Genomic DNA, 22,762 nt, shown 5'->3' on the forward strand with positions numbered 1-22,762 from the left:
CGCCGGCAGTTGGCCGGCCCACGCGGTATCGAGGGCCGGCTGACAGCCGGCGCTACCGGATCACATCGCCGTCAATCCGCGAACGCGGTCAGATGCCCGTTGTGCTCCTGCACCCGCACCGGGCCACCGAACACCTCGGAAAGCGGGGCGTCACGCAGCAGGTCGGCGCGCGGCCCATCGGCCACGATGCGCCCGCCGCGCAGCAGCACCACCCGCTCGATCTCCGGAATCACTTCCTCGATATGGTGGGTGACCAGCACCAGGGTGATGCCCTGGGCAGCCAGCGTGCGCATGGTGCTGATCAGTTGCTGGCGTGCCACCAGGTCCAGCCCGGTGGAGGGTTCATCGAGCAGCAGCGCCTGTGGCCGGTTCACCAGCGCCCGGGCGATCAGCACGCGCCGGGTTTCGCCCGCCGACAGCTCCGCATAGCCACGCGCCAGCAGCGGCAGGGCACCGGTCAGGGTCAGCGCCTGGCGTACCCGCTCGCGCATCTCGGCGGTGACCTCGCGGAACGCCGGCACCACGAAGCTGGCGAAGAAGCCGGTCAGCACCGCTTCCTCGACGGTCAGCCCGGGCATGTCGGAAAGATTGGCGCTGAGGTCGCCGGTGACGATGCCCAGCTGTGAGCGCAGCCGGTCCACCTGCCAGCGGTTCTGGCCCAGCACCTTCACCGCCACGGTGCCGTCGCCGTGCGCCAGCGGGTACAGCTCACGGGTGATCAGCTTGATGAATGACGATTTGCCGCACCCGTTCGGGCCCAGCAGGGCGGTGTGCTGCCCCTGCGCGATGCGCAGGCTGAGGTCGTGCAGCACCCGAACCTGGCCGCGGATGACGCAGGCGCGGTCCAGTTCGATCAGAGGGGCAGGGGTCACGGCGGCGGGAACTGCAACGGTCATGAATAGGGGGCCAGACTCACGAAGGACTAAAACAACTGAATGACTACGCAAAAATGGCACCAGAGGGATGCAGATTGCAACGTCTGCCCCCATCATGGGCAGACGCGATCCTGTCCACTTGCTGGCCTCACGGCCTGGAGTTCTGCAATGCCCGAGATGCTCATCAACTTCCTGACCGGCGGTGTGGCCGGCCTTGGCTGGTGGGGCATGGCGCTGGTGCTGCTGGTGTTCACCCAGCTCACCATCTTCGCTGTGACGCTGTACCTGCACCGAAGCCAGGCGCATCGCGGCGTGGACTTCCACCCGGTCATTTCGCATTTCTTCCGCTTCTGGGTGTGGCTCACCACCTCGATGATCACCAAGGAGTGGGTGGCCATCCACCGCAAGCACCACGCGAAGGTGGAAACCGAGGAAGACCCGCACAGCCCGGTGACCAAGGGCATCAGCACCGTGTTCTGGCGCGGCGTCGAGCTGTACCGCGAAGCCCGCACCCTGCGTGCGGACATCGACCAGTACGGGCGCGGCGCGCCGGACGACTGGATCGAACGCCGTCTGTACACCCCGCACGCCAATCTGGGTCCGACGGTGCTGTTCTTCATCAACACCGTGCTGTTCGGCCTGCCTGGCGTGGCGTTGTGGGCGATCCAGATGGCGTGGATTCCGTTCTGGGCCGCCGGCGTGGTCAATGGCCTGGGCCACTGGTGGGGCTATCGCAACTTCGAGTCGGCCGATACCTCGACCAATCTCACCCCGTGGGCGTTCTGGATCGGCGGCGAAGAGCTGCACAACAACCATCACGCCTTCCCGAGCTCGGCGCGCTTCTCGATGCGACGTTGGGAGTTTGATATCGGTTGGGCCGCGATCCGCGCACTGCAGGCGGTGAAGCTGGCCAAGGTGCTGCGCGTGGCCCCGAGCATGGACGTGCGCCCGAACATCGCCGTGCCCGACGCGGAAACCCTGAAGGCGCTGCTCTCGCACCGCTTCCAGGCCATGACCGATTACCAGCGCAACGTGTTCGTGCCCGCGCTGCGCGAAGAGGCCGCGCTGGCCGGAGCCAAGCTGCGCAAGTTGCTGCCGCGCCGCATGCGCCACGGCCTGGTCAACGACGGCCGCTGGCTCAAGCCGGCCTGTCGCGCCGAACTCAACAGCTGGGTCGAACAGCGTCCGCGCATCCGCGTGCTGGTGGAGCATCGCGCCCGCCTTTCCGCGCTGCTGGAAGCGCGCAGCAATGATGCCGCCGAGCGGCTGAAAGCACTGCAGGCGTGGTGCCAGGACGCCGAAGCCAGTGGTATCGCCGCGCTGCAGGCCTATGCAGCGCGCCTGAAGGGCTACGCATTGACGGCGCACTGAGCGTGCGCCGCCTGCTCTGCGCCGCGCTGCTGCTCGGCAGCGCCACGGCCCACGCCCAGGTGGCCGACACCGGCACCTACCTGCAACGCATGGACACCGACGGTGACGGCAAGGTCAGCGTCGAGGAGTACGTGGCGTGGATGATGTATGCCTTTGACCGCATGGATCGCAATGGCGACGGCGTGTTGAGCAGCGACGAGCTGCCGGGCGGCAAGGGCAAGCCGATCACCCGCGAACAGCAGCGTCAGACCATTGTGGAGCGCTTCCACAAGCAGGATGCGAACAAGGACGGGTTCCTGAGCGCGAAGGAACTGTCCGCTCCCCCCAGGTAGAGCGAGGCTCTGCCCCGCTGCGCCACGTAGAATTTCCCCATGCCCGAACTGCCCGAAGTAGAAACCACCCGCCGCGGCCTGGCTCCGCATCTGGAAGGTCGCCGCATCCACGGTGTGATCCTGCGCCGACCGGACCTGCGCTGGCCGATTCCGGATGAAATCAGCACCCTGCTGCCGGGCCAGGCCATCGAGGGCGTGCGTCGTCGCGCCAAGTACCTGCTGCTGGATACCGCCATCGGCAGTGCGGTGCTGCACCTGGGCATGTCCGGCAGCCTGCGGGTGTTGCCGGGCGACACCCCGGTGCGCGCGCACGACCATGTGGACATCAGCCTCGACAACGGCCGCCTGCTGCGTTTCAACGACCCGCGCCGGTTTGGCAGCCTGCTCTGGCAGCCCGCCGGGCAGACCCACGAGCTGCTGGCCGGGCTGGGGCCGGAACCGCTGGACGATGCCTTCGACGGCGACTACCTGTTCGAGCGCAGCCGCGGCCGCAAGGCCCCGGTGAAGACCTTCCTGATGGACCAGGGCATCGTGGTCGGGGTGGGCAACATCTACGCGGCCGAAAGCCTGTTCATGGCTGGCATCAATCCGCTGCGTGAAGCCGGCAGGATCTCGCGTGAGCGCTACCAGCGGCTGGGCGCGGCGGTGAAGCAGATCCTCGGCCATGCCATCACCCGCGGCGGCACCACCCTGCGTGATTTCATCAACCCGGACGGCGCGCCTGGCTACTTCGAGCAGGAGCTGCTGGTTTACGGGCGTGAAGGCGAACCCTGCCGACGGTGCGGGCGACCGCTGCGCCACGCCACCATCGGTCAGCGTGCCAGCGTCTGGTGCAGTCATTGCCAGCGCTGAGTCGCACTTTTAGGCGCGGACGGGCGCTATAGTCGGCCCAACGTCGGCGACGGGGGTGTGGCATGGACGATGGCCCGGATATCACCGTATGGCTGGATTCAGCCCGCTCGGGCGACCGTGCCGCGCTGGACCGGGTGCTGACCCTGCTGTACCAGGAACTGCACAGCATGGCGCGTCGCCAGCTGGCCGGTCAGCAGGGACGCACGCTGGACGCCACCTCGCTGGTGCACGAGTCCTACCTGAAACTGCTGGGCGCGCGCGGCGCGGCCCGCTTTGAAGATCGCGCGCACTTCTTCGCCTATGCGGCCTCGGCCATGCGCAGCGTGGTGGTGGATTACGCCCGCAACCGGCTGGCGCGCAAACGCGGCGGTGACCTGAAGCGGGTTGCGGAGATTCCCGAGAACAGCAGCAGCGGCGTGCGCCTGGACGAGGACCTGTTGGCGCTGGACGTGGCACTGGCGCGGCTGCAGGCGGTGGATGGACACCTGGCCAAGGTGGTCGAGCTGCGCTACTTCGCCGGGTTGTCGGAACAGGAGATCGCCGACCTGTGCCAGCGCTCGGAGCGCAGCATCCGCCGCGACTGGCAGAAGGCGAGGCTGTTCCTGCTAGCGTCGGTACGCGAAGACTGAGTCGTTCAACGGCGGTCGGAGATCGATCGTATGGAAGCAGGGCGCTGGCAGCAGTTGTCGTCGCTGCTGGATCAGTTGCTGGAGTTGCCCCCCGACCAGCGCGCGGCGCGCCTGGCGCGGCTGCACGCGTCCGACCCGACCCTGGCCGGGGAGGTGGAGCGGCTGCTGCAGCATGAAGCGGAGAGCCAGGACTTCATGGCCCAGCCGCTGTGGACCGCAGCCCCGGAAGACAGCCGCGAAGGCACCCGTATCGGTCCCTACCGGCTGCTGCGCCGCCTGGGCGAAGGCGGCATGGGCGAGGTCTGGCTGGCCGAGCGGGCCGACGGCCTCTACGAACGCCAGGTGGCACTGAAGCTGCTGCGCAGTGGCTACGCCGACCCGGGCCTGCGCCAACGCTTCAGTCGCGAACGCGAAATCCTGGCGCGCCTGCAGCACCCGCACCTGGCCCAGCTGCTGGACGCCGGTATCGACCTGCAGGGCCAGCCCTATCTGGCCCTGGCCTATGTGGAAGGCGAGCCGATCACCGACTACTGCCAGCGCCTGCAACTGCCGCTGGAACGCCGCCTCAAGCTGATGCAGCAGGTGTGCGCGGTGGTCAGCCACGCCCACGCGAACCTCATCGTGCACCGTGACCTGAAGCCGTCGAACATCCTGGTCACCGCCGACGGCGAGGTGAAGCTGCTGGATTTCGGCATCGCCAAGCTGCTCGATGACGAGCAGCCACGCGATCCGGGCGCACACCCGCCCACCGAAGCACGCGCCTTCACCCTGCACTACGCCGCGCCGGAACAGGTACGCGGCGAGCCAGTGACAACGCTGACCGATGTGTACTCGCTGGGCGTGGTGCTGTTCGAGGTGATCACCGGGCGCAAGCCGTACCGCCTGCGCCGGCTCAGCGACGCCGAATGGGAGCGCTCCATTCTGGAGGTGAACGCGCCGCGTGCCTCCGGCCTGCTGCTGCGCAGGGAGGGGGGCGACCCCGAACCGAGCGCCGCCACCCGCCGCCTGGCGCGCCGTTTGCGCGGGGACATGGACACCATCCTGTTGAAGGCGCTGCAGAAGGAGCCCGCGCAGCGTTACGCCTCGGTGGAAGCGCTGTCGCAGGACGTACAGCGTTTTCTCGAAGGACGCCCCATCCACGCGCGCCCGCAGCGTGCGCTGTACCGGCTGCGCAAATACCTGGGGCGGCACCGCTGGGGCGTGGCCCTGGGGGCGGTCAGCGTGGCGGCCCTGCTGGCGCTGGCGGTGCTGGCGCTGTGGCAGATGCAGCAGGCCCGTCGTGAGATCGCACGCGCACAGGCCATGCAGGACTTCACCATCGGCCTGTTCGACCGTGCGGCGAGCGTGCGTCACGGCAGCTTCGACGTGCGCCAGATGCTGGCCACCGGGCAGCAGCGCGGCGAAGCCGAACTGGCCGATCAGCCGCTGCCGCTGGCCGATCTGGAAGGGGTGATCGGACGGCTGCGGATCGGTCTGGGCGATTACCAGCTGGCGCTGCAGACCCTGGACCGGCAGCGCGCGCTGCTCGAGCAGGTGGACAACGTGCCGCCTGAGCTGCAGCTGGAAGCGGTCACCCAGCGTGGGCGCGCGCTGCGCATGCTGGGGCGCTCGCGTGAATGCGTGGCGCACCTGGGACCGATGCAGGCGCTGGCGGCGCAGCACCGGCAGGCATTCCCCTCGCTGGTGGCCGAGTACCACGCCCAGCTGGGCCGCTGCCAGCAGCTGCTGGGCTACCGTCGCCTGGCACGCGAGGCGTTCAACCAGGCACTGACCCTGCGCCGCGACGTGCTCAGGGACACCACCGGCAGCGCCGAAAGCCTGGCCGATCTGGCCGCACTGGACAGCGACGAGGGCCATACCCAGGCCGCGCTCGCCGGCTACCGGCAGGCGCTGCAGCTGCTGCAGCTGCGCACCAGCGAGCGCGACCCGCAGCGGGTCACCCTGCGTCGCCACCTCGGCGAGACGCTGGCCGCGCAGGGTGATCTGGACGCGGCCTCGCAGCACCTGCACATGGCGTGGAACGACGCGGTCAGCCTGTATGGTCCGGACCATCCGGAAACCCTGGGCATCCGACGCCTGCGCGGCACCCTGGCGCTGCAGCGCGGTGATCTGACCGAGGCCGCTGACACCCTGCACGAAGTGCACCGGCTGACCCGCCAGGCCTTGGGAGAACAGCACCGCGACACCGGGGCCAGCTGGAACGCAATGGGGCAGCTGGCCCGCGAGCGCGGCGATACCGCCCAGGCGGTGGAGGATTTCGCCCGGGCCGTGGCCATCTGGCGCCAGCCTGACTGCGTGGGCCTGCTGCCGCAGGGGCTGTACGACTACGGCGTGGCGCTGGCCGATGCCGGGCGTTGGGAAGAGGCGTTGGCGGCGCTGCGTGAAGGGCGTCAATGGCTGGCCGCGCAGCGCGGCGAGGACGACCCGCTGGTACAGCGCGCCGACTGGCGCATGGCCGACATCATCGGGGCCCGGGTCGACCCGGTGGACGCAGGGCAGCGCCTGGCGGGGCTGATGCGGCGCTCACCGCGCGGCGGTCCCGAGGCGGTGCTGCAGCAGCATGCGGTGCAGCTGGCGTGGGCGCGCAACCTGGTCCGCCTCGGGCAGAGCGTGGAAGCCGAGCGCGTGCTCGCCCAGGTGGTCGCGGTGCAGGGGAGTGACCCGCGCACCGATCAGCTGCGCTGGCGTGCGCGTCTGCTGCAGGGCCAGCTCCGCTGCAGCCAGGCCCCGCCGCGTGGCCGGGCGGCGCTGCTGCAGCTGCGCGACGATGTGCGCCGGCAACGGCCGGAGGGAGGCCGGGTGGCCCGCAGCATCGAGCTGGCATTGGCCGACTGCGGCGACGGCGCGCTGCACACGGTCGCCTCGCGAGACTGAACGCTCCCCATTCATCACAGCGGCGATTTAACGTTCGCGTGCCTATGATGGCCGGCCCTTCCCTGCCTTTGCTGCCCTGCATGCAACGACGCGACTTCATCCGCAACGCTTCCCTGGCCCTGGCGGCCATCGGTTTTCCCGCGCTGCCGGCCTGCGCCGCGCAAGGCAACCAGGTGGGCCTGCGCCGGCTTGGCCAGCCGCAGCCGTTCGACTTCGCCACGCTGAAGGGCCAGGCCCGCGCGCTGTCTGAAACCGCCTACAAGACGCACCGGCGCACCCTTCCGGGGCCGCTGGAAGCGCTGGACTGGGACCAGTACCAGTCAATCCGCTACCGCCAGGACCACGCGCTGTGGGCCGACCAGCCCGGGCGCTTCCAGGCCAAGTTCTTCCACCTGGGCCTGTACTTCCATTCGCCGGTGCGGATGTTCGACGTGGTCAACGGCATGGCGCAGGAACTGGCCTATGACCCGGCCGCGTTCGACTACGGCAGCAGCGGCCTCAAGGACGGCCACCTGCCCGCCGATCTCGGCTTTGCCGGCTTCCGCCTCAACACCCGCCAGGACACCGACCGCGACTTCGCGGCGTTTCTGGGGGCCAGCTACTTCCGTGCGGTCGGCAAGGAAGGCCAGTACGGCCAGTCGGCGCGTGGACTGGCAATCGACACCGGCATGGACCGTCCGGAGGAATTCCCGGATTTCATCGCCTACTTCCTGGAGCAGCCGGCCAAGGACTCCAACACCCTGGTGGTTTACGCCCTGCTGGATTCACCCAGCGTGGCCGGTGCCTACCGCTTTGCCATCACCAACGGCGACGTGCTGCTGATGGACGTGGACGTGGCGCTGTACCCGCGCAAGACCATTGAGCGTCTTGGCATCGCCCCCTGCACCAGCATGTACCAGGTCGGCGAAAACGACCGCCGCATGGCCTGGGACTGGCGTCCGGAAATCCACGATACCGATGGCCTGTCGATGTGGACCGGGGCCGGCGAGTGGATCTGGCGGCCGCTGAGCAATCCGCGCCAGCTGCGCTTCAACATGTTCGTCGACAACAATCCGAAGGGTTTCGGGCTGCTGCAGCGCGACCGCAACTTCGACCACTACCAGGACGACGGCGTGTTTTACGAGAAGCGCCCGTGCCTGTGGGTGGAGCCGAAGGGACAGTGGGGCAAGGGCTCGGTACAGCTGGTGGAAATTCCCACCGTGGACGAGACCTTCGACAACATCGTCGCGTTCTGGAACCCGGACGCCAAAACTGCGCCCGGCCAGGAAATGCTGCTGGGCTACCGCCTGTACTGGGGCGCGGAGCCGCCGGCACGGCCGCCGCTGGCCCACGCGGTGGCCACCCGCACCGGCCTGGGCGGGGTGATCGGCAAGAAGCGCGAGTACTTCTCGTGGCGCTTTGCGGTCGACTTCGAAGGTGGCGAACTGGCCGCACTGATCGACAAGGGCGAAGTGGAAGCGGTGGTCCAGACCAGTCGTGGCCGCACCGAGATCGTCTCGGCGCGCCCGCTGCGCGAGATCAAGGGCTACCGCGCGATGTTCGACCTGGTGCCGCCCGATGACAGCACCGACCAGATCGACATCCGTCTGTACCTGCGCAGCGGTGGAAAGACCCTGACGGAGACCTGGTTGTACCAGTACAACCCGCCGCCGGCCGGTGCGCCGGAGCGCACGTTGTACTGATCGGACAAGCGACGTAGAGCCGGGCTCTGCCCGGCTGCTGTTCACAACGGCAAGGCTGCCTGCATGGGCTCAATCCGCCCCTCACCACGGGTGATCTTCTTGAACTCGGCCCGGCTGACCGACACGTAGCGCTCGTTGCCGCCGATCTCCACCTGCGGGCCGTCCTGCACGGCGTGGCCGTGCTCGTCCACGCGCACGGTCATGGTGGCCTTCTTGCCGCTGTGGCAGATGGTCTTGATCTCCTGCATCTCGTCGGCCCAGGCCAGCAGGTACTGGCTGCCCTCGAACAGCTCGCCGCGGAAGTCGGTGCGCAGCCCGTAGCACAGCACCGGAATGCGCAGCTGGTCGACCACCTCGCTGAGCTGCCAGACCTGGCTGCGGCTGAGGAACTGGGCTTCGTCGACCAGCACGCAGCCCAACGGTCCGTGTGCTGACAGGTCCTGGCGGATCAGCTGCTCGAGGTCGGTCTCGCGGTCGAAGGCCACGCCGTCGGCCTTCAGTCCGATCCGGGAGGCCACCACACCGCGCCCGGCGCGATCGTCCAGGCGTGGGGTCAGGATCGCCACCCGCATGCCGCGCTCGCGATAGTTGTGCGCCGACTGCAGCAGCGTGGTGGTCTTGCCGGCGTTCATCGCCGAATAGTAGAAGTAGAGCTTGGCCATGCAGCCAATTCTACGGCGGTGGCCTAGTCGGTGGCGCTGCCGGCGCGCGCCAGCACCTCATCCTGCCACTGCCGGTAGGCTGCCGGATCCCAGTAGCGGGCCTTGCGGAATTCCTCCGGGCTGAGCGTACGTGCGCCGACAACGCCCCGCGCCTGGCTGCGCATGGCACCGTTCCAGCCGGTGCGGCTTCCGGTCAGCTCGCGAGACCCGACCCGCAGTTCGCGCTCCATCCGTGGCCAGGTCGTGGGGTCACCGTACTCGGCATAGAGCTTTCGCCCTTCGCGGATGGCACGCTCGCGTTCGTCGGCATCCAGCGCGTTCCAGTAGGCCTCGCGCTGTGCCAGCAGCCAGGGGGTTCCACGTTCAGCGGCCAGATCCATCCAGGCGTAGCCCAACGCGCGGTCCACGTCGCCGCCCTTGCCTTCCCACAGCAGGTCGGCCAACGCGGCCTGGGACAGCTTGTCGCCGTAGCTGGCCGCGATCCTGAACTGCTCACGGGCCTCCTCGTAGCGCCCGCGCTGGCGCGCTTCCACGCCGGCCTTGCGCATGCGCAGGTCCGGGTGCGCCATCAGGAAACCCTCCGACTGCATCACCTCGGCCTCGTAGGGGTCGGCGGCAGGTCGCTCGGCGGCCTGCGCAAGGGGTAGAACGAGCAGGGACAGCATCACGCCGGCCATACGGCCGACAGCAACGGACGGCTTCATGCACCACACTCCTGTGTTCGCAGTTTCCTGAATACTCCAGACCCGGAGTGCATGCAAGCCGGGCCGCCGTGCGGCGCGACGAAGCCCGGTACAATGCCCGCCGGTCACGGAGTAGGCATGCACGGTCTCAACCCCCCACAACGCGCCGCAGTGCTGCACTGCGAAGGTCCCCTGCTGGTGCTGGCTGGCGCGGGCAGCGGCAAGACGCGTGTCATCGTGGAAAAGATCGCCCAGCTGATCGCCAGCAAGCGCTACCCGGCGCGGCGGATCGCGGCGATCACCTTCACCAACAAGTCCGCCAAGGAAATGCGCGAACGCGTGGGCAAACGCCTGCACGGCGATGACGCCGACGAGGTGACCATCTGCACCTTCCACGCGCTTGGGCTGAAGTTCCTGCAGATCGAACACGCCGCGGTCGGCCTCAAGCGCGGCTTCTCCATTTTCGATGCCGACGACGCCACCTCACAGGTCAAGGACCTGATGTACGGGGCCAAGCCGGACGACATCGAGGACGTGAAGAATCTGATCTCGCGCGCCAAGAACGCCGGCCTTTCGCCCGAGCAGGCGATGGCCGCTGCGCGCAGCAACCGCGAAAAGGAAGCCGCCAGTGTGTACGAGCGCTACCAGCTGCGGTTGACCGCGTTCAATGCGGTGGACTTCGACGACCTGATCCGGCTGCCGGTCCAGGTGCTGGAGGAACAGCCGGAGATCGCCCTGGCCTGGCGCGAGCGGATCGGCTACCTGCTGGTCGACGAATGCCAGGACACCAACGACGCCCAGTACCGGTTGCTCAAGCAGCTGGCCGGCAGCGCCGGCAACTTCACCTGCGTGGGCGACGATGACCAGTCCATCTACGCCTGGCGTGGAGCGAATCCGGAAAACCTGCAGCAGATGGCGCGCGACTATCCCGCGCTGGAGATCATCAAGCTGGAGCAGAACTACCGCTGCTCCAACCGCGTGCTGCGCGCGGCCAACGCGCTGATCGCCAACAATCCGCATGAACACCTGAAGAAGCTGTGGAGCGACCAGGCCGACGGCGAGCGTATCCGCGTGTGGGAATGCCGAAACAGCGAACATGAAGCGGAAAAGGTCGCCGCTGAGATCTCCTATCTGGCGACCTCCAAGCAGATTCCCTGGAGCGACTTCTGCATCCTGTTCCGTGGCAACTTCCAGTCGCGGCCGCTGGAAAAAGCGCTGCAGCTGGTGCGCGCGCCGTACCACATCACCGGCGGTACCGCGTTCCTGGAACGCCAGGAAGTGAAAGACACGCTGTCGTGGTTGCGCCTGCTGGTGAACCCGGATGACGACACCGCGTTCATGCGCGCGGTGCAGTCGCCCAAGCGCGAGGTGGGCGCAGGCACGCTGGCCAAACTGGCTGAACTGGCCTCGGAGAAAGAGATGCCGATGGCGCAGGCGGCCGAGGCCCTCGGCGCGCTGGCGCAGCTGCCGCCGCGTGCCGCCAACAGCCTGAGCCGCTTCACCGACATCCTGCGCGACCTGCGCGCGGGCATGCCCCAGCTCAGCTCCGGCGACCTGGTGCGCAAGCTGGTGAAGGACTCCGGGCTGGTCTCCGAGCTGCGCAGCAGCTGCAAGGAGGAGTCCACCTATCAGCGCCGGCTGGGCAATCTGGAAGAACTGGCGCAGTGGTTCGAGGGCGGCCCGCGTGGTGCGTCCACCGCCGACCTGGCGGCACAGCTCGCGCTGCTGTCGCGCAATGACAAGGACGATGGTGGCAACCAGGTACGGATGATGACCCTGCACGCGTCCAAGGGTCTGGAATTCCCCTATGTGTTCATCGTCGGCTGCGAGGACGGCGTGCTGCCGCACCAGGTCAGCCTCGACGAAGGCACCCTGCAGGAAGAACGCCGGCTGCTGTACGTCGGTATCACCCGCGCCAAGGTGCAGCTGTGGATGAGCTACAGCAAGCTCACCCGCAAATTCGGTGAGCACGTGCGGCTCAAGCCCAGCCGCTTCTTCGAGGAGATTCCGGCCGAGGAAATGCAGCGCGACGGGGCTGATCCCGTCGCCGATGCGGCGCGCAAGAAAGAACGCGCCAACGCCGGGCTGGCCGCGATCCAGGCGCTGTTCGACTAGGAGATGCCATGTCCGCCCTCATCCAGACCGACCGCCTGCACCTGCGCCTGATCGACCCCGACCATGATGCGGCCGACATGCTGGCCCTGCTCAACGAGCCCGGCTTCATCCGCAACATCGCCGACCGGGGCGTGCGCACGCTGGCGCAGGCGCGCGACTACACCGCCGAACGCGTGCTCGGCAGTTACACGCTCAACGGGTTCGGCATGTACGCGATCATCCGCCGCAGCGATGGCGCTTGGCTGGGCAATGCCGGGCTGGTGAAGCGCCCGGAGTTGCCGGGACCGGACATTGGCTATGCGCTGAAGGCGCAGTACGAGGGGCACGGCTATGCCTTCGAGGCTGCGCGTGGCGTGCAGCGTTACGCCCGTGACCGGCTGGGGTATCCCGAGCTGTACGGCATCGTGGCTCCGCATAACGAACGCTCGGCGGCACTGTTGCAGAAGCTGGGGATGGAGGCGCGTGGCCGGTTGCGGCTGCCGCCCCCGGTGGATGAAGAGGTGCTGGTGTTTGCCACCCCAGGGGCGTTGGCGTTGGGGTGATGCGGTGAATCAACCGCGCCCCAACAACCCCGCCACCTGCGCCTGCAATTCCGCCACGGTCGCCTCCAGCTCCGCCACCCGCGCCTCCAGCCCGGCATTGCCACCGCCCGACGACGGTGCCGCCTTGTACGCCTCCGCCAGTGCAACCACATCCACCGGCCCACCCAGCAGGTGCATGAAGCGGTCCTCGCGCTGGCCGCTGGCGCGCGGCAGCTGCACCGCCAGCCCGCGCTGGATCATCCGCTCGAGGTGATGGCGCAGTTCGTCGGCGTCCTGGAACTGGAACAGGCGCTCGCTGCGGGTCAGCAACTCGCCGGTGGTCTGCGGGCCGCGCAGCAGCAACAGACCCAGCAGGGCCAGCTGCTGGCGGGTCAGGTCCAGGGCGCTGCCGGCGCGGTGCTCGAAGCGCTCGGCGCGCGAGGAAAACTGCTGCCGGGCCAGGCCCAGGCCCTCCAGTTGGCGCAGCGCATGGTGCACGTCGCCGGCAGACAGCTGCATCACCGGCTCGCGCGCGGTCTTCTGGTTGGCCGCCACCTGGGTGGCGTTCACGGTCAGCGGATAGGCGTCCGGGGTGGTGGCCTCCTTCTCGATCAGGCAGCCCAGCGCGCGGGCCTGGGCCGCGTTCAGCACGGGCAGGGCGGGGGTCTGGGCGTCGTCGTTCACGGGGGCACTCCGGGGGCATACAGGGGCGTGCAGCATAGCCGAGGCTCGCAGCGGCCATGAACCGCACCGCCTTACCCGGTAAACTGGCGCGAATCTGTTGCTGGTGAGCCACATGCGTCGTTCTGCTGCCGTTTCCCTGTCCGTTCTTGCCTGCGCCGTGATGGCGCTCAGCGCCTGCAAGCGCACCGAGGCCCCTGCCGCTGCCGCCGAGGCCGCACCTGCTGCCGCCGCTGCGACGCCTGAGGCCGGCGACGCCACCGCCAACGACAACCTCAATGCGGTGCTGTGGATGCAGCGTTCGCAGGAATACCGCGCCATCACCGAGCAGACCTACCGCTCGGCGGCCGACCACCTGGACAAGGCGCTGAAGGAAGCGAACTGGGACGCGCTGGTGCCGGAAGAACGCGGCAACGACGCCAAGGGCCTGAAGCCGGCGGTGGTGCTGGACGTGGACGAGACCGTGCTGGACAACTCGCCTTACCAGGCGCGCCTGGTCCGCGACGGCAAGGAATACGACGAAGTGACCTGGGCGCAGTGGGTTGCCGAGAAGAAGGCCAAGGCGATTCCGGGTGTGGTTGATTTTGCCAAGGCTGCCAACGCCAAGGGCGTGACCCTGCTGTACATCTCCAACCGTGCCGTGCACCTGAAAGAAGCCACCCTGGCCAACCTGCGCAGCGAAGGCCTGCCGGTGGCCGACGACAGCGTGTTCCTTGGCCTGGGCACGGTGGTGGAAGGCTGCGAGCAGAACGGCAGCGAGAAGAACTGCCGCCGCCGCCTGGCCGGGCAGAAGTACCGCGTGCTGATGCAGTTCGGCGATCAGCTGGGTGACTTCGTGGAAGTCACCGCCAATACCAATGAAGCGCGCGACGCCCTGCAGCAGCAGTACCACGACTGGTTCGGCGAGCGCTGGTGGATGCTGCCCAACCCGAGTTACGGCGGCTATGAGCCGGCCCAGTTCAACAACGACTACAGCCAGTCGCGCGAGGCGCGCCATGACGCCAAGCGCGCTGCCCTGGACTACGCGCCGTGAGCCGCGCGCCGCTGCCGCTGCGTGATGACGAGCGCCTGATCTTCGCCCTGGACGTACCCGGCCAGGAGGAAGCGCTGGCCTGGGTCGACCGTCTTGGCGATTCAGTGTCGTTCTACAAGATCGGCATGGAACTGCTGGCATCCGGCGAGTACTTCCAGGTGCTCGACGCGCTGGCCGCACGCGACAAGCGCGTGTTCGTCGACCTGAAGTTCTTCGACATTCCCGCCACCGCCGCCGCCGTGATCAAGCGCCTGTCGCAGTGGCCGGTGAGCTACGCCACCATCCACGGCTGGCACCCGGCCATGATGGAAGCCTGTGCCGCCGCGAACACCAGCGACATGCGCCTGCTGGCGGTGACCGTGCTGACCTCGATGGGCCACGACGACCTGCGCGGCATGGGCATCGACCGTGAACCGGTGCAGGTGGTGGTCGAGCGCGCGCTGGCCGCCCAGGCGGCCGGGATCGACGGGGTGATCGCCTCCGGCCAGGAAGCCGCACCGATCCGCGCCGCCACCGGCTCCGGTTTCTCCATCGTCTGCCCGGGCATCCGGCCCGGCGGCCCGGTCGGTGATGACCAGAAGCGCACCGTGGGTGTGGCCCAGGCGTTTGCCGACGGAGCCGATGCGATCGTGGTCGGTCGCCCGATCCGGCTGGCCACTGATCCGCGCGCGGCCGCGCTGGCGATCCAGGACGAGATCCGCAGCGCACTGCGGTAGGAAATCCCCCACGCGAAAATCAGGACCGGTCGCGCTGAAAAACGCGACCGGTTTCTCACTTGCATCCGTTGCGTTTGCCGTCGAATCGACTCCGGCCCCGCCCGCCTCCACCCAGCGAGGTGACGGTCGATTCCAAACTCTGCAAAGGATGTTGCTGCATGTACAGCACTTACCGCCGGGCACTGCTCGCCGCGCTTGTTTCCGCACTGATTCCGCTTTCGGCGTCGGCCGCACCGGCCGTGACCTCCCCACCCGCCGACCTTGTCGTACCGCTCATCATTGGCGGCGAAGACGCCGAACCCGGCCAGTATCCCTTCATGGTCAGCCTGCAGCGCCTGCGCCGTGGTGACTCGGACCACCTGCGGCACAGCTGCGGGGCCACGCTGATCTCGCCCTCGTGGGTGCTCACTGCCGCGCACTGCGTGGATGACGTGGGCGCGAAAGACCTGGCCGCCGCCACCCGGCTGCACACCCTGGACACCACGCCCCGCCGAAGGGCCTCCAACGTCAAGGCCATCCACGTGCACCCGGCCTATGACCCGTCAACGCTGGTCAACGACGTGGCGCTGATCCGCTTGAAGCGACCGGTCGCCAACGCTGAAACCGCCGATGTGCTGCTCAAGAACGATGGCGTCTACCTGCGTCCCGGGCGGACGTTCACCGTGACCGGCTGGGGCGTGACCGACATGAACGCCGATGCGCTGCCCACCGTGCTGCAGACCGTGCAGGTGCCATTCGTGCCGTTCAAGGAGTGCAGCGAGGCCTATCCCGACCTGCAGAAAGGCACCGCCATCTGCGCCGGGGCGGAAGGCATCGATAGCTGCCAGGGCGATTCCGGGGGCCCACTGATGGTGCAGCGGAAGGGCCGCTGGACCGTGCTGGGTACGGTCAGCTGGGGTGAAGGGTGCGCCCTGCCGGGCCTGCCCGGGGTCTACGCACGGCTCTCCACGGGCTATGTGCGCGACTTCATCCAGGCCACCTGGACGGGCGACTGAGGTCATCCGGACGGCGGCGCGGTAGACGCCGCCGTCCACCCCGGGTGAAGATGCGGACCGGTCCGGGGAGTCCGAATTCATGTCCATGCCGTTGATGCCGGGGCGCTGCCGCCACTGGGTGTTGTCGTTGTCGCTCTGTGGGGTGGTGTTGCTGAGCGGCTGCAAAGGAGACGCCATTGATCCGGCCGCGCCCGCGTCCGAACCGGTGGCGGCGTTGCAGCAGCTGGCCGCACACGTCGCCGACGACGATCTGGTGGCCTACGCCCGTGCGGCCGTACCGCCGGACCAGTACGCACGCCTGCAGGCGGCCTGGGCGGCCGGCCACAGCCGCTGGCCGCTGACCGAACTGCCGCTGGATGGCCAGTTACTGCCGCTGCTGTCGACCTTGTCGCAACCGGACGCCGCGCAACGCCTGCAGCGCTCGTTCAATGCGCAGATGGCCGGGCAGGCCACCGGCGTGCGCCAGGCCGCGCATTCGATGGGCCTGTTCGGCGTGCAGTACCTGCGCAACCAGGCCGACTACAGCGAGGCCGAGCGTGCCCATTACGTGCAGCTGGTCGAGGTGCTGAGCCGCTGGGCCGCCGCCGCACCGCTGACCGACAAGCAGCGCGCCAGCACCACCATCACCCTGCTGACCGCCACCGCCCGCACCACCGGGTTGAGCACCGACGCCCAGCTGCAGGCCGCCGGCATGGAGCAGAGCCTGCGCCAGCTGGGCCCGTTCCTGAAGGCGTTCAAGACCGCCCTGGCCAGCTATGGGCTGTCCCTGGAGACCTCGCTGCGCGAGCTGCGGGGCGAACTGGTCAGCCAGGACGGGGACACCGCCGTGGTCCATGTGCAGTACCCGCTGGCGACCGAAACCATCGACGCCCAGGTGCACATGACACGCCGCCAGGGCCACTGGTACCTGACCCGGGTGCTGGAGGACACCGACGCGCTGCTGGCCGCCGCTGACGCCGCCAAAGCTGAACAGGACGCGGCAAACGCGGCCGAAGCAGAGGCGGCCGCGAAGGTCAAGGACGATGCTTCTGCACCGGCTAAGCCATAATGAAGCCGATGCCGAACCAGAATTCCCTGCCTTTCCCCGGCGAAGAGCCGCCCAAGACGCCCGTTGATGGGGCGTCGCCCGACACTGCACCCGTGACCCCGGCCGTCGCCGAGGCGGCACCGGTGGACGCCGAGCCGGCCGCCATCGTGCCCGGCCCGCGCGCGCCGCAGGGCCGTCGCCCGTGGTGGGCGCGCCTGCTCGGCCGTCTGGTCGAACCCTGGCTGTCGCTGAAGATCGAACCCGAACACCCCGGCCAGTACAACGATGGCCGCCCGGTGATCTACGTGCTGGAGGACTACGGTCTGTCCAATGCGCTGATCCTGGACAAGGCCTGCCGTGACGCCGGCCTGCCGTCGCCGCTGGTGCCCATCTCCGGTGACCCCACCGGGCGCAAGCGTGCCTACGTGGCGTTGTCCCGGCGCAGCAGCAGCAACTCGCTGATCCCGGAACAGCGCGGGGCCAAGACCCATTCCGATTCCCTGGCCAAAGTGCTGCAGGCGCATCGCACCCGCGACGAGCTGGACGTGCACCTGGTGCCGGTGTCGATCTTCGTCGGCCGCGCGCCGGACAAGACCAGCGGCTGGTTCGCGGTGCTGTTCTCGGAAAACTGGGCCCTGGTCGGCCGCTTCCGTCGCCTGCTGGCGGTGCTGCTCAATGGCCGCAGCACCATCGTGCGCTTCGCCCCGCCGATCTCGCTGCGCTCCACGGTGAACGAGGGGCTGGACCCCGAGCGCACCGTGCGCAAGCTGCAGCGCGTGCTGCGCACCCACTTCCGCCGCATCCGTGAGTCGGTGATCGGGCCGGACCTGTCCACCCGCCGCCTGCTGGTGGACAAGGTGCTGGACGCGGACACCGTGCGCGAGGCGATCGCCTCGCAGGCCAAACGGGACAACTCCAAGCCGGCCGATGCCTGGAAGAAGGCGCATGCCTATGCCTGGGAAATCGCCGCGGACTATTCCAGCCCGGTGGTGCGCTCGGCCAGCTTCATGCTCAGCCATGTCTGGAACCGCATCTACGCCGGCGTGCTGGTGCATCACCTGGACAAGTTCAAGGCGGCCGCACCGGGCCACGAAGTGGTCTATGTGCCCAGCCACCGCAGCCACATGGACTACCTGCTGCTGAGCTACCTGCTGTACGACCGCGGCATCGTGCCGCCGCATATCGTGGCCGGCATCAACCTGAACCTGCCGGTGGTCGGCACCCTGCTGCGCAAGGGCGGTGCGTTCTTCATCCGCCGCTCGATCCGTGGCAACGCGCTGTACTCGGCGGTGCTCAGCGAGTATGTCGCCCAGCTGGTGGCCGGTGGTTACTCCATCGAGTACTTCGTCGAAGGTGGGCGCTCGCGCACCGGGCGTCTGCTGCAGCCCAAGGGCGGCATGATCTCGATGACGCTGCGGGCGTTCCTGCGCCAGCCGCGCAAGCCGGTGCTGTTCCAGCCGGTCTACATCGGCTATGAAAAGCTGATGGAAGGCGGCAGCTACCTGGACGAGCTGTCCGGGCGGCCGAAGGAAAAGGAATCGATCTGGTCGCTGCTGTGGGGCATTCCCAAGGTGCTCAAGCAGAACTTCGGCCAGGTGGTGGTGAATTTCGGCGAACCGATCGAACTCAACCGCGTGCTGGCTGAGCAGGCCCCCGAGTGGGCCGGCCAGCCGGTGGGTGAAGACGAGAAACCCAGCTGGCTGTCGGGCACGGTGGACCACCTGGCCGAACGCATCCAGGTGCATATCAACGCGGCCGCGGACGTCAATCCGATCAACCTGCTGGCGCTGGCGCTGCTGTCCACGCCCAAGCACGCGATGGGCGAGGCCGATCTGATCGCGCAGATCGAGCTGTGCAAGACCCTGTTGGTGGAAATGCCGTACTCGGACCGGGTCACGGTCACGCCGCATTCGCCCGAGCGCATCATTGCCCACGCCGAGGAAATCAACGTCCTCACCCGCATCAAGCATCCGCTGGGCGACGTGCTCAGTGTGAGTGGCGACACCGCGGTGCTGCTGAGCTACTTCCGCAACAACGTCATCCACCTGTTCACGGCGTCGTCGTGGGTGGCCTGCTGCTTCCAGAACAATCGCCGCATGAGCCGCAGCGGCCTGGTCCAGCTGGGTCGCACGGTCTATCCGTTCCTGCAGGCCGAGCTGTTCCTGCCCTGGACCGAAGAACAGTTTGCGCAACGCATCGAACAGACCATCAACGTGTTCGTGCGTGAGGGCCTGCTGCAGAACGTGAACGATGACGACGGCGGCATCCTGGCCCGCAACACTGGGCAGACCGACGAAGTGTTCCGCCTGCGCGCCATCGGCCATTCGCTGCAGCAGGCGTTCGAGCGCTACTACATCGCCATTTCGGTGCTGGTGAAGAACGGCCCGGGCACGCTCGGTGCCGCCGAGCTGGAAAGCCTGTGCCAGCAGGCCGCGCAGCGCCTGAGCCTGCTCTATGCACCGGCCGCGCCGGAGTTCTTCGACAAGACCCTGTTCCGCGGCTTCATCCAGAAGCTGCGCGAACTGCGCCTGGTGTGGCCGGACGAGAACAGCAAGCTGCTGTTCGACCAGCGCCTGGATGCCTGGGCCAAGGATGCCAAGTTCATTCTGGGCCGCGAACTGCGCCACACCATCGAGCGGGTGAGTCCGGAAGCGGCCAAGCCCGAGGAACCGGTGACGCAGGATTGATTGATGCGTGACGACCGTTGGTCGTCACGCCGGCTCGTCGGGAATCTGCATGTCTTCCAGCCGGGCGATGCAATCCTTCAGCCGCAGCTTGTCGCGCTTGAGCCGCTTGGCTTCCAGTTCGTCCTCGCCGTTGGCGGCCATCCGCTCGATCCGCTGGTCGAGTTCACGGTGCTCCTGCCGCAGTACGGCAAGACGGGCGCTGATCTGATCGGGCGTATAGGTTTCCATCAGCTGCCGAGCATACACACCCGCCATGAACCGTGGGGGTGAACGCCCCATCGGCCCAGGTCTCATGGCCTGCGATGCGAGCCGGTAGAATGACCGGATGTCCGTCGTCCTGCCCCTGCCTGACCCTGCTCCCCGTGCCGTGCGCACGGATGCGGCCGCGCAGGACAGGCTGGCACGGCAGCTGCGCCGCCAGGTCGGCCAGGCGATCGCCGATTTCGGCATGATCGAGGACGGCGACCGGGTCATGGTCTGCCTGTCCGGCGGCAAGGACAGCTACACCCTGCTCGATGTACTGCTGCAGTTGCAGAAGAAGGCCCCGATCCGCTTTGAACTGGTGGCGGTCAACCTGGACCAGAAGCAGCCCGACTTCCCCGCGCACGTGCTGCCGGACTACCTGCGCGGCATCGGCGTGCCGTACCAGATCATCGAACAGGACACCTATTCGGTGGTCAGCCGGGTGATTCCGGAAGGCCGCACGATGTGTTCGCTGTGCTCGCGACTGCGCCGGGGCGCGCTGTACCGGCATGCCGCCGAACACGGCTTCAGCAAGATCGCACTCGGCCACCATCGCGATGACAGCGTGGCGACCTTCTTCCTCAACCTGTTCCACCATGCCAAGCTCTCGGCGATGCCGCCCAAGCTGCGCAGCGACGACGGCCAGCATGTGGTGATCCGGCCACTGGCCTACGTGGCCGAAGCCGATATCAGCGCGTACGCGCAGGCGCGTGCATTCCCGATCATCCCGTGCAATCTGTGTGGCAGCCAGGACAACCTGCAGCGCCGTCAGGTGCAGCAGATGCTGCAGCAGTGGGAGCAGCAGCATCCCGGCCGGATCGACCAGATCGCGCGCGCGCTGGGCAACATCCACCCGTCGCAGCTGGCCGACCCCAACCTGTTCGACTTCATGGCGCTGGGCCGCACGCCTGCGCCCGCCGACGACACCTCTTCCTCATTCACGACCTGAGTTCCGGAATTCCATGTTCTTTCGCAACCTGACGCTGTTCCGCTTCCCCACCGCCACCGATTTTTCCGAAGTCGACACGCTGCTGCCGCAGGTGCTGCTCAAGCCGGTTGGCCCGCTCGAAATGACCTCCCGTGGCTTCATTTCGCCGTTCGGCCGTGAAGAGAAGGAAGTGTTCTCGCACCGCATCGGCGACGCCCTGTGGCTGGCCGTGGGCGGTGAAGACAAGATCCTGCCGGGTGCCGTGGTCAACGATCTGCTGGCCCGCAAGCTGGAAGAGATTGAAGAGAAAGAAGGTCGCAAGCCCGGCGGTCGCGAACGCAAGCGCCTGAAGGACGACCTGCTGCACGAACTGATGCCGCGCGCCTTCGTGAAGAGCTCGCGCACCGACGCCCTCATCGACCTCACCCACGGCTTCGTGGCGGTGGACTGCTCCAGCAGCAAGAAGGGCGAGAACGTGATGTCCGACATCCGCGGTCTGCTTGGCAGCTTCCCGGCCATGCCGCTGAACGCCGAAGTCGCCCCGCGCTCGATCCTGACCGGCTGGATTGCCGGTGAGCCCCTGCCCACCGGCCTGAGCCTGGGCGAAGAGTGCGAGATGAAGGATCCGGTGGAAGGCGGCGCGGTGGTCAAGTGCCAGCACCAGGAGCTGCGCTGCGATGAGATCGACAAGCACCTGGATGCCGGCAAGCAGGTCACCAAGCTGGCGCTGGTGTTCGAGGACAACCTGTCGTTCGTGCTGGGCGACGACCTGATCGTGCGCAAGCTGAAGTTCCTGGACGGTGCATTGGACCAGCTGGAACACGCCGACGACGACGGCCGCCGCGCCGAGCTGGACGCCCGTTTCGCGCTGCAGAGCGGCGAGATCCGCCGGCTGTTCCTGCTGCTGGAAGAGGCTTTCAAGCTCAGCAAGGCCGACTGACCGCCTTCGTCCCGCCTGAACATGCGCCGGCCCCGGTCGGCGCTATGCTGTGCCCATGTCCGGACTCCTCCGCCGCCTGGTTTCACCGGCTCCGCCCACCCTGCAGCGCGACACCGTGCGCCTGCGCCTGGAGGATGCCGAGATCGACGTTCTGCGCGTGCGCGACCCGCGTGCGCGAAGGATCAAGCTCAGCGTCGACGAACGCGGCGTACGCCTGACCCTGCCGCCCCGCGCGAGCCTGGTGATGGGCGAGCGCTTCCTGCAGGAGCATCGCGGCTGGTTGTCCGAACAGCTGCGCAACTACCAGTCGCACAATCTGCCGCCGCCGCTGGTGATTGGCGAACCGGGGTTGTTGCCGCTGCGTGGGGAGCTGTTGCCGCTGCACTGGGAAACCGGCCGCTACGCGCACCTGGAGATCGACGCCGCCGGTGCCTGCCTGCACCTGCCGGCGCGCGGCACCGAGGCGACCGTGCGCCGTACCCTGCGCGAGTTCTATGAAGCCCAGACCCGCGCCGATGTCGGCCAGTGGCTGCCGCGCTACCTGCCCAGCCTGCCGCGTGCGCCATCACGGCTGCGCTTGAAGGTGATGTCCTCGCAGTGGGGCTCACTGGCTCCGGACGGCAGCATGGCGCTGGATCTGGCCCTGGTGCTGGGGCGGCCGTCCGCCTTCGAGTACGTGCTGGTGCACGAGCTGTGTCACCTGATCCAGGCCAATCATTCGCCGGCGTTCTGGGACGAGGTGGAACAGCGGTTCCCGGCGTGGCGGGAGGAGCGGGATTATTTCCAGCGCGAGGGGCGCAGGCTCAAGGCCATGTTGCGGCAGTTGCTGTAATCCGGCCTACACCCGGTTGCCGTAGAGCCACGCCCTGCGTGGCTTCGACCAACCCGGACGTGCCCCAGCCACGCAGGGCGTGGC

21 protein-coding genes are annotated in these 22,762 nt (G+C 67.9%); 16 read left to right on the forward strand and 5 right to left on the reverse strand.

Annotated features, from left to right (window positions below; genetic code table 11):
* Window positions 1-71: 71 nt before the first annotated feature.
* A complete protein-coding gene (locus tag QMX83_RS11310) occupies window positions 72-896 on the reverse strand; it encodes an ATP-binding cassette domain-containing protein (protein WP_282296731.1) in 825 nt (274 codons plus the stop codon).
* Between the two features lie 147 nt (window positions 897-1,043).
* On the opposite strand from QMX83_RS11310, the gene QMX83_RS11315 reads away from it, so the two are divergent.
* The 6 genes from QMX83_RS11315 (at window position 1,044) to QMX83_RS11340 (ending at window position 8,615) form a co-directional block, all read left to right on the forward strand.
* On the forward strand, window positions 1,044-2,246 hold the full coding sequence (locus QMX83_RS11315) for a fatty acid desaturase (protein ID WP_282296732.1): 1,203 nt from the start codon (window positions 1,044-1,046) through the stop codon (window positions 2,244-2,246).
* Complete coding sequence (locus QMX83_RS11320) at window positions 2,243-2,578, forward strand: EF-hand domain-containing protein (protein WP_282296751.1); 336 nt, start codon at window positions 2,243-2,245, stop codon at window positions 2,576-2,578. The genes QMX83_RS11315 and QMX83_RS11320 overlap by 4 nt, the downstream gene beginning before the upstream one ends.
* Window positions 2,579-2,617: 39 nt before the next feature.
* Window positions 2,618-3,430: a bifunctional DNA-formamidopyrimidine glycosylase/DNA-(apurinic or apyrimidinic site) lyase gene (mutM, locus tag QMX83_RS11325; protein ID WP_282296733.1), complete on the forward strand. Its 813-nt coding sequence runs from the start codon at window positions 2,618-2,620 to the stop codon at window positions 3,428-3,430.
* Window positions 3,431-3,492: 62 nt separating this feature from the next.
* Window positions 3,493-4,059 (forward strand): ECF-type sigma factor, encoded by a 567-nt coding sequence (locus QMX83_RS11330; RefSeq protein ID WP_282296734.1) that lies wholly within the window; start codon window positions 3,493-3,495, stop codon window positions 4,057-4,059.
* A gap of 30 nt (window positions 4,060-4,089) precedes the next feature.
* Window positions 4,090-6,933, forward strand: coding sequence for a serine/threonine-protein kinase (locus tag QMX83_RS11335; protein ID WP_282296735.1), 2,844 nt, complete (start codon window positions 4,090-4,092; stop codon window positions 6,931-6,933).
* Window positions 6,934-7,013: 80 nt separating this feature from the next.
* Entirely contained in the window at window positions 7,014-8,615 is a 1,602-nt protein-coding gene (locus QMX83_RS11340) for a glucan biosynthesis protein D (RefSeq protein ID WP_282296736.1), read from the forward strand.
* Window positions 8,616-8,656: 41 nt separating this feature from the next.
* Here the strand turns inward: QMX83_RS11340 and QMX83_RS11345 are convergent, their stop codons facing one another.
* Complete coding sequence (locus tag QMX83_RS11345) at window positions 8,657-9,277, reverse strand: thymidine kinase (RefSeq protein ID WP_282296737.1); 621 nt, start codon at window positions 9,275-9,277, stop codon at window positions 8,657-8,659.
* Between the two features lie 23 nt (window positions 9,278-9,300).
* A complete protein-coding gene (locus tag QMX83_RS11350) occupies window positions 9,301-9,981 on the reverse strand; it encodes a hypothetical protein (protein WP_282296738.1) in 681 nt (226 codons plus the stop codon).
* Window positions 9,982-10,098: 117 nt separating this feature from the next.
* On the opposite strand from QMX83_RS11350, the gene QMX83_RS11355 reads away from it, so the two are divergent.
* Together QMX83_RS11355 and QMX83_RS11360 are read left to right on the forward strand one after the other, a co-directional pair.
* On the forward strand, window positions 10,099-12,075 hold the full coding sequence (locus tag QMX83_RS11355; RefSeq protein WP_282296739.1) for a UvrD-helicase domain-containing protein: 1,977 nt from the start codon (window positions 10,099-10,101) through the stop codon (window positions 12,073-12,075).
* An 8-nt stretch (window positions 12,076-12,083) separates the two neighbouring features.
* On the forward strand, window positions 12,084-12,617 hold the full coding sequence (locus QMX83_RS11360) for a GNAT family N-acetyltransferase (RefSeq protein WP_282296740.1): 534 nt from the start codon (window positions 12,084-12,086) through the stop codon (window positions 12,615-12,617).
* Between the two features lie 9 nt (window positions 12,618-12,626).
* On the opposite strand, the gene QMX83_RS11365 is transcribed toward QMX83_RS11360, so the two are convergent.
* Window positions 12,627-13,280, reverse strand: coding sequence for a DUF480 domain-containing protein (locus tag QMX83_RS11365; protein ID WP_282296741.1), 654 nt, complete (start codon window positions 13,278-13,280; stop codon window positions 12,627-12,629).
* A gap of 112 nt (window positions 13,281-13,392) precedes the next feature.
* Here QMX83_RS11365 and QMX83_RS11370 point away from each other — a divergent pair, with 112 nt between their 5' ends.
* The 5 genes from QMX83_RS11370 to plsB all read left to right on the forward strand — a co-directional run bounded on the left by QMX83_RS11370 (window position 13,393) and on the right by plsB (window position 19,735).
* The gene (locus QMX83_RS11370; RefSeq protein WP_282296742.1) at window positions 13,393-14,310 is read left to right on the forward strand and encodes a 5'-nucleotidase, lipoprotein e(P4) family; all 918 of its coding nucleotides are present in this window, start codon (window positions 13,393-13,395) and stop codon (window positions 14,308-14,310) included.
* Window positions 14,307-15,026 (forward strand): orotidine-5'-phosphate decarboxylase, encoded by a 720-nt coding sequence (gene pyrF / locus QMX83_RS11375; RefSeq protein WP_282296743.1) that lies wholly within the window; start codon window positions 14,307-14,309, stop codon window positions 15,024-15,026. Before QMX83_RS11370 ends, pyrF begins: the two co-directional genes overlap by 4 nt.
* A 158-nt stretch (window positions 15,027-15,184) precedes the next feature.
* Window positions 15,185-16,021 carry a serine protease gene (locus QMX83_RS11380; protein ID WP_282296744.1) on the forward strand — a complete coding sequence of 279 codons (837 nt, stop codon included), beginning with the start codon at window positions 15,185-15,187 and terminating at the stop codon, window positions 16,019-16,021.
* A 79-nt stretch (window positions 16,022-16,100) separates the two neighbouring features.
* Complete coding sequence (locus QMX83_RS11385; protein WP_282296745.1) at window positions 16,101-17,069, forward strand: hypothetical protein; 969 nt, start codon at window positions 16,101-16,103, stop codon at window positions 17,067-17,069.
* The gene (plsB, locus tag QMX83_RS11390) at window positions 17,069-19,735 is read left to right on the forward strand and encodes a glycerol-3-phosphate 1-O-acyltransferase PlsB (protein ID WP_282296746.1); all 2,667 of its coding nucleotides are present in this window, start codon (window positions 17,069-17,071) and stop codon (window positions 19,733-19,735) included. The genes QMX83_RS11385 and plsB overlap by 1 nt, the downstream gene beginning before the upstream one ends.
* A 24-nt stretch (window positions 19,736-19,759) precedes the next feature.
* Here the strand turns inward: plsB and QMX83_RS11395 are convergent, their stop codons facing one another.
* Window positions 19,760-19,963, reverse strand: coding sequence for a YdcH family protein (locus QMX83_RS11395; protein ID WP_282296747.1), 204 nt, complete (start codon window positions 19,961-19,963; stop codon window positions 19,760-19,762).
* Between the two features lie 97 nt (window positions 19,964-20,060).
* On the opposite strand from QMX83_RS11395, the gene ttcA reads away from it, so the two are divergent.
* Genes ttcA through QMX83_RS11410 form a run of 3 tightly spaced genes read left to right on the forward strand, consistent with a single transcriptional unit; the run spans window position 20,061 to window position 22,678 of the window.
* Window positions 20,061-20,927: a tRNA 2-thiocytidine(32) synthetase TtcA gene (gene ttcA / locus QMX83_RS11400; protein WP_282296748.1), complete on the forward strand. Its 867-nt coding sequence runs from the start codon at window positions 20,061-20,063 to the stop codon at window positions 20,925-20,927.
* 13 nt (window positions 20,928-20,940) lie between these two features.
* A complete protein-coding gene (locus QMX83_RS11405; RefSeq protein ID WP_282296749.1) occupies window positions 20,941-21,846 on the forward strand; it encodes a recombination-associated protein RdgC in 906 nt (301 codons plus the stop codon).
* Window positions 21,847-21,901: 55 nt separating this feature from the next.
* Window positions 21,902-22,678, forward strand: coding sequence for a SprT family zinc-dependent metalloprotease (locus QMX83_RS11410; RefSeq protein ID WP_282296750.1), 777 nt, complete (start codon window positions 21,902-21,904; stop codon window positions 22,676-22,678).
* Window positions 22,679-22,762: the final 84 nt, after the last annotated feature.

The organism is Stenotrophomonas sp. PS02289, assembly GCF_029960115.1.
Taxonomy (GTDB): Bacteria; Pseudomonadota; Gammaproteobacteria; order Xanthomonadales; family Xanthomonadaceae; genus Stenotrophomonas.

Bases quoted from the DNA above. Each gene is read 5' to 3' on its own strand.
- QMX83_RS11310 (WP_282296731.1), bottom strand. From the start codon at position 896: ATGACCGTTGCAGTTCCCGCCGCCGTGACCCCTGCCCCTCTGATCGAA.
- QMX83_RS11315 (WP_282296732.1), top strand. From the start codon at position 1,044: ATGCCCGAGATGCTCATCAACTTCCTGACCGGCGGTGTGGCCGGCCTT.
- mutM (WP_282296733.1), top strand. From the start codon at position 2,618: ATGCCCGAACTGCCCGAAGTAGAAACCACCCGCCGCGGCCTGGCTCCG.
- QMX83_RS11330 (WP_282296734.1), top strand. From the start codon at position 3,493: ATGGACGATGGCCCGGATATCACCGTATGGCTGGATTCAGCCCGCTCG.
- QMX83_RS11335 (WP_282296735.1), top strand. From the start codon at position 4,090: ATGGAAGCAGGGCGCTGGCAGCAGTTGTCGTCGCTGCTGGATCAGTTG.
- QMX83_RS11340 (WP_282296736.1), top strand. From the start codon at position 7,014: ATGCAACGACGCGACTTCATCCGCAACGCTTCCCTGGCCCTGGCGGCC.
- QMX83_RS11345 (WP_282296737.1), bottom strand. From the start codon at position 9,277: ATGGCCAAGCTCTACTTCTACTATTCGGCGATGAACGCCGGCAAGACC.
- QMX83_RS11350 (WP_282296738.1), bottom strand. From the start codon at position 9,981: ATGAAGCCGTCCGTTGCTGTCGGCCGTATGGCCGGCGTGATGCTGTCC.
- QMX83_RS11355 (WP_282296739.1), top strand. From the start codon at position 10,099: ATGCACGGTCTCAACCCCCCACAACGCGCCGCAGTGCTGCACTGCGAA.
- QMX83_RS11360 (WP_282296740.1), top strand. From the start codon at position 12,084: ATGTCCGCCCTCATCCAGACCGACCGCCTGCACCTGCGCCTGATCGAC.
- QMX83_RS11370 (WP_282296742.1), top strand. From the start codon at position 13,393: ATGCGTCGTTCTGCTGCCGTTTCCCTGTCCGTTCTTGCCTGCGCCGTG.
- QMX83_RS11380 (WP_282296744.1), top strand. From the start codon at position 15,185: ATGTACAGCACTTACCGCCGGGCACTGCTCGCCGCGCTTGTTTCCGCA.
- QMX83_RS11385 (WP_282296745.1), top strand. From the start codon at position 16,101: ATGTCCATGCCGTTGATGCCGGGGCGCTGCCGCCACTGGGTGTTGTCG.
- plsB (WP_282296746.1), top strand. From the start codon at position 17,069: ATGAAGCCGATGCCGAACCAGAATTCCCTGCCTTTCCCCGGCGAAGAG.
- QMX83_RS11395 (WP_282296747.1), bottom strand. From the start codon at position 19,963: ATGGAAACCTATACGCCCGATCAGATCAGCGCCCGTCTTGCCGTACTG.
- ttcA (WP_282296748.1), top strand. From the start codon at position 20,061: ATGTCCGTCGTCCTGCCCCTGCCTGACCCTGCTCCCCGTGCCGTGCGC.
- QMX83_RS11405 (WP_282296749.1), top strand. From the start codon at position 20,941: ATGTTCTTTCGCAACCTGACGCTGTTCCGCTTCCCCACCGCCACCGAT.
- QMX83_RS11410 (WP_282296750.1), top strand. From the start codon at position 21,902: ATGTCCGGACTCCTCCGCCGCCTGGTTTCACCGGCTCCGCCCACCCTG.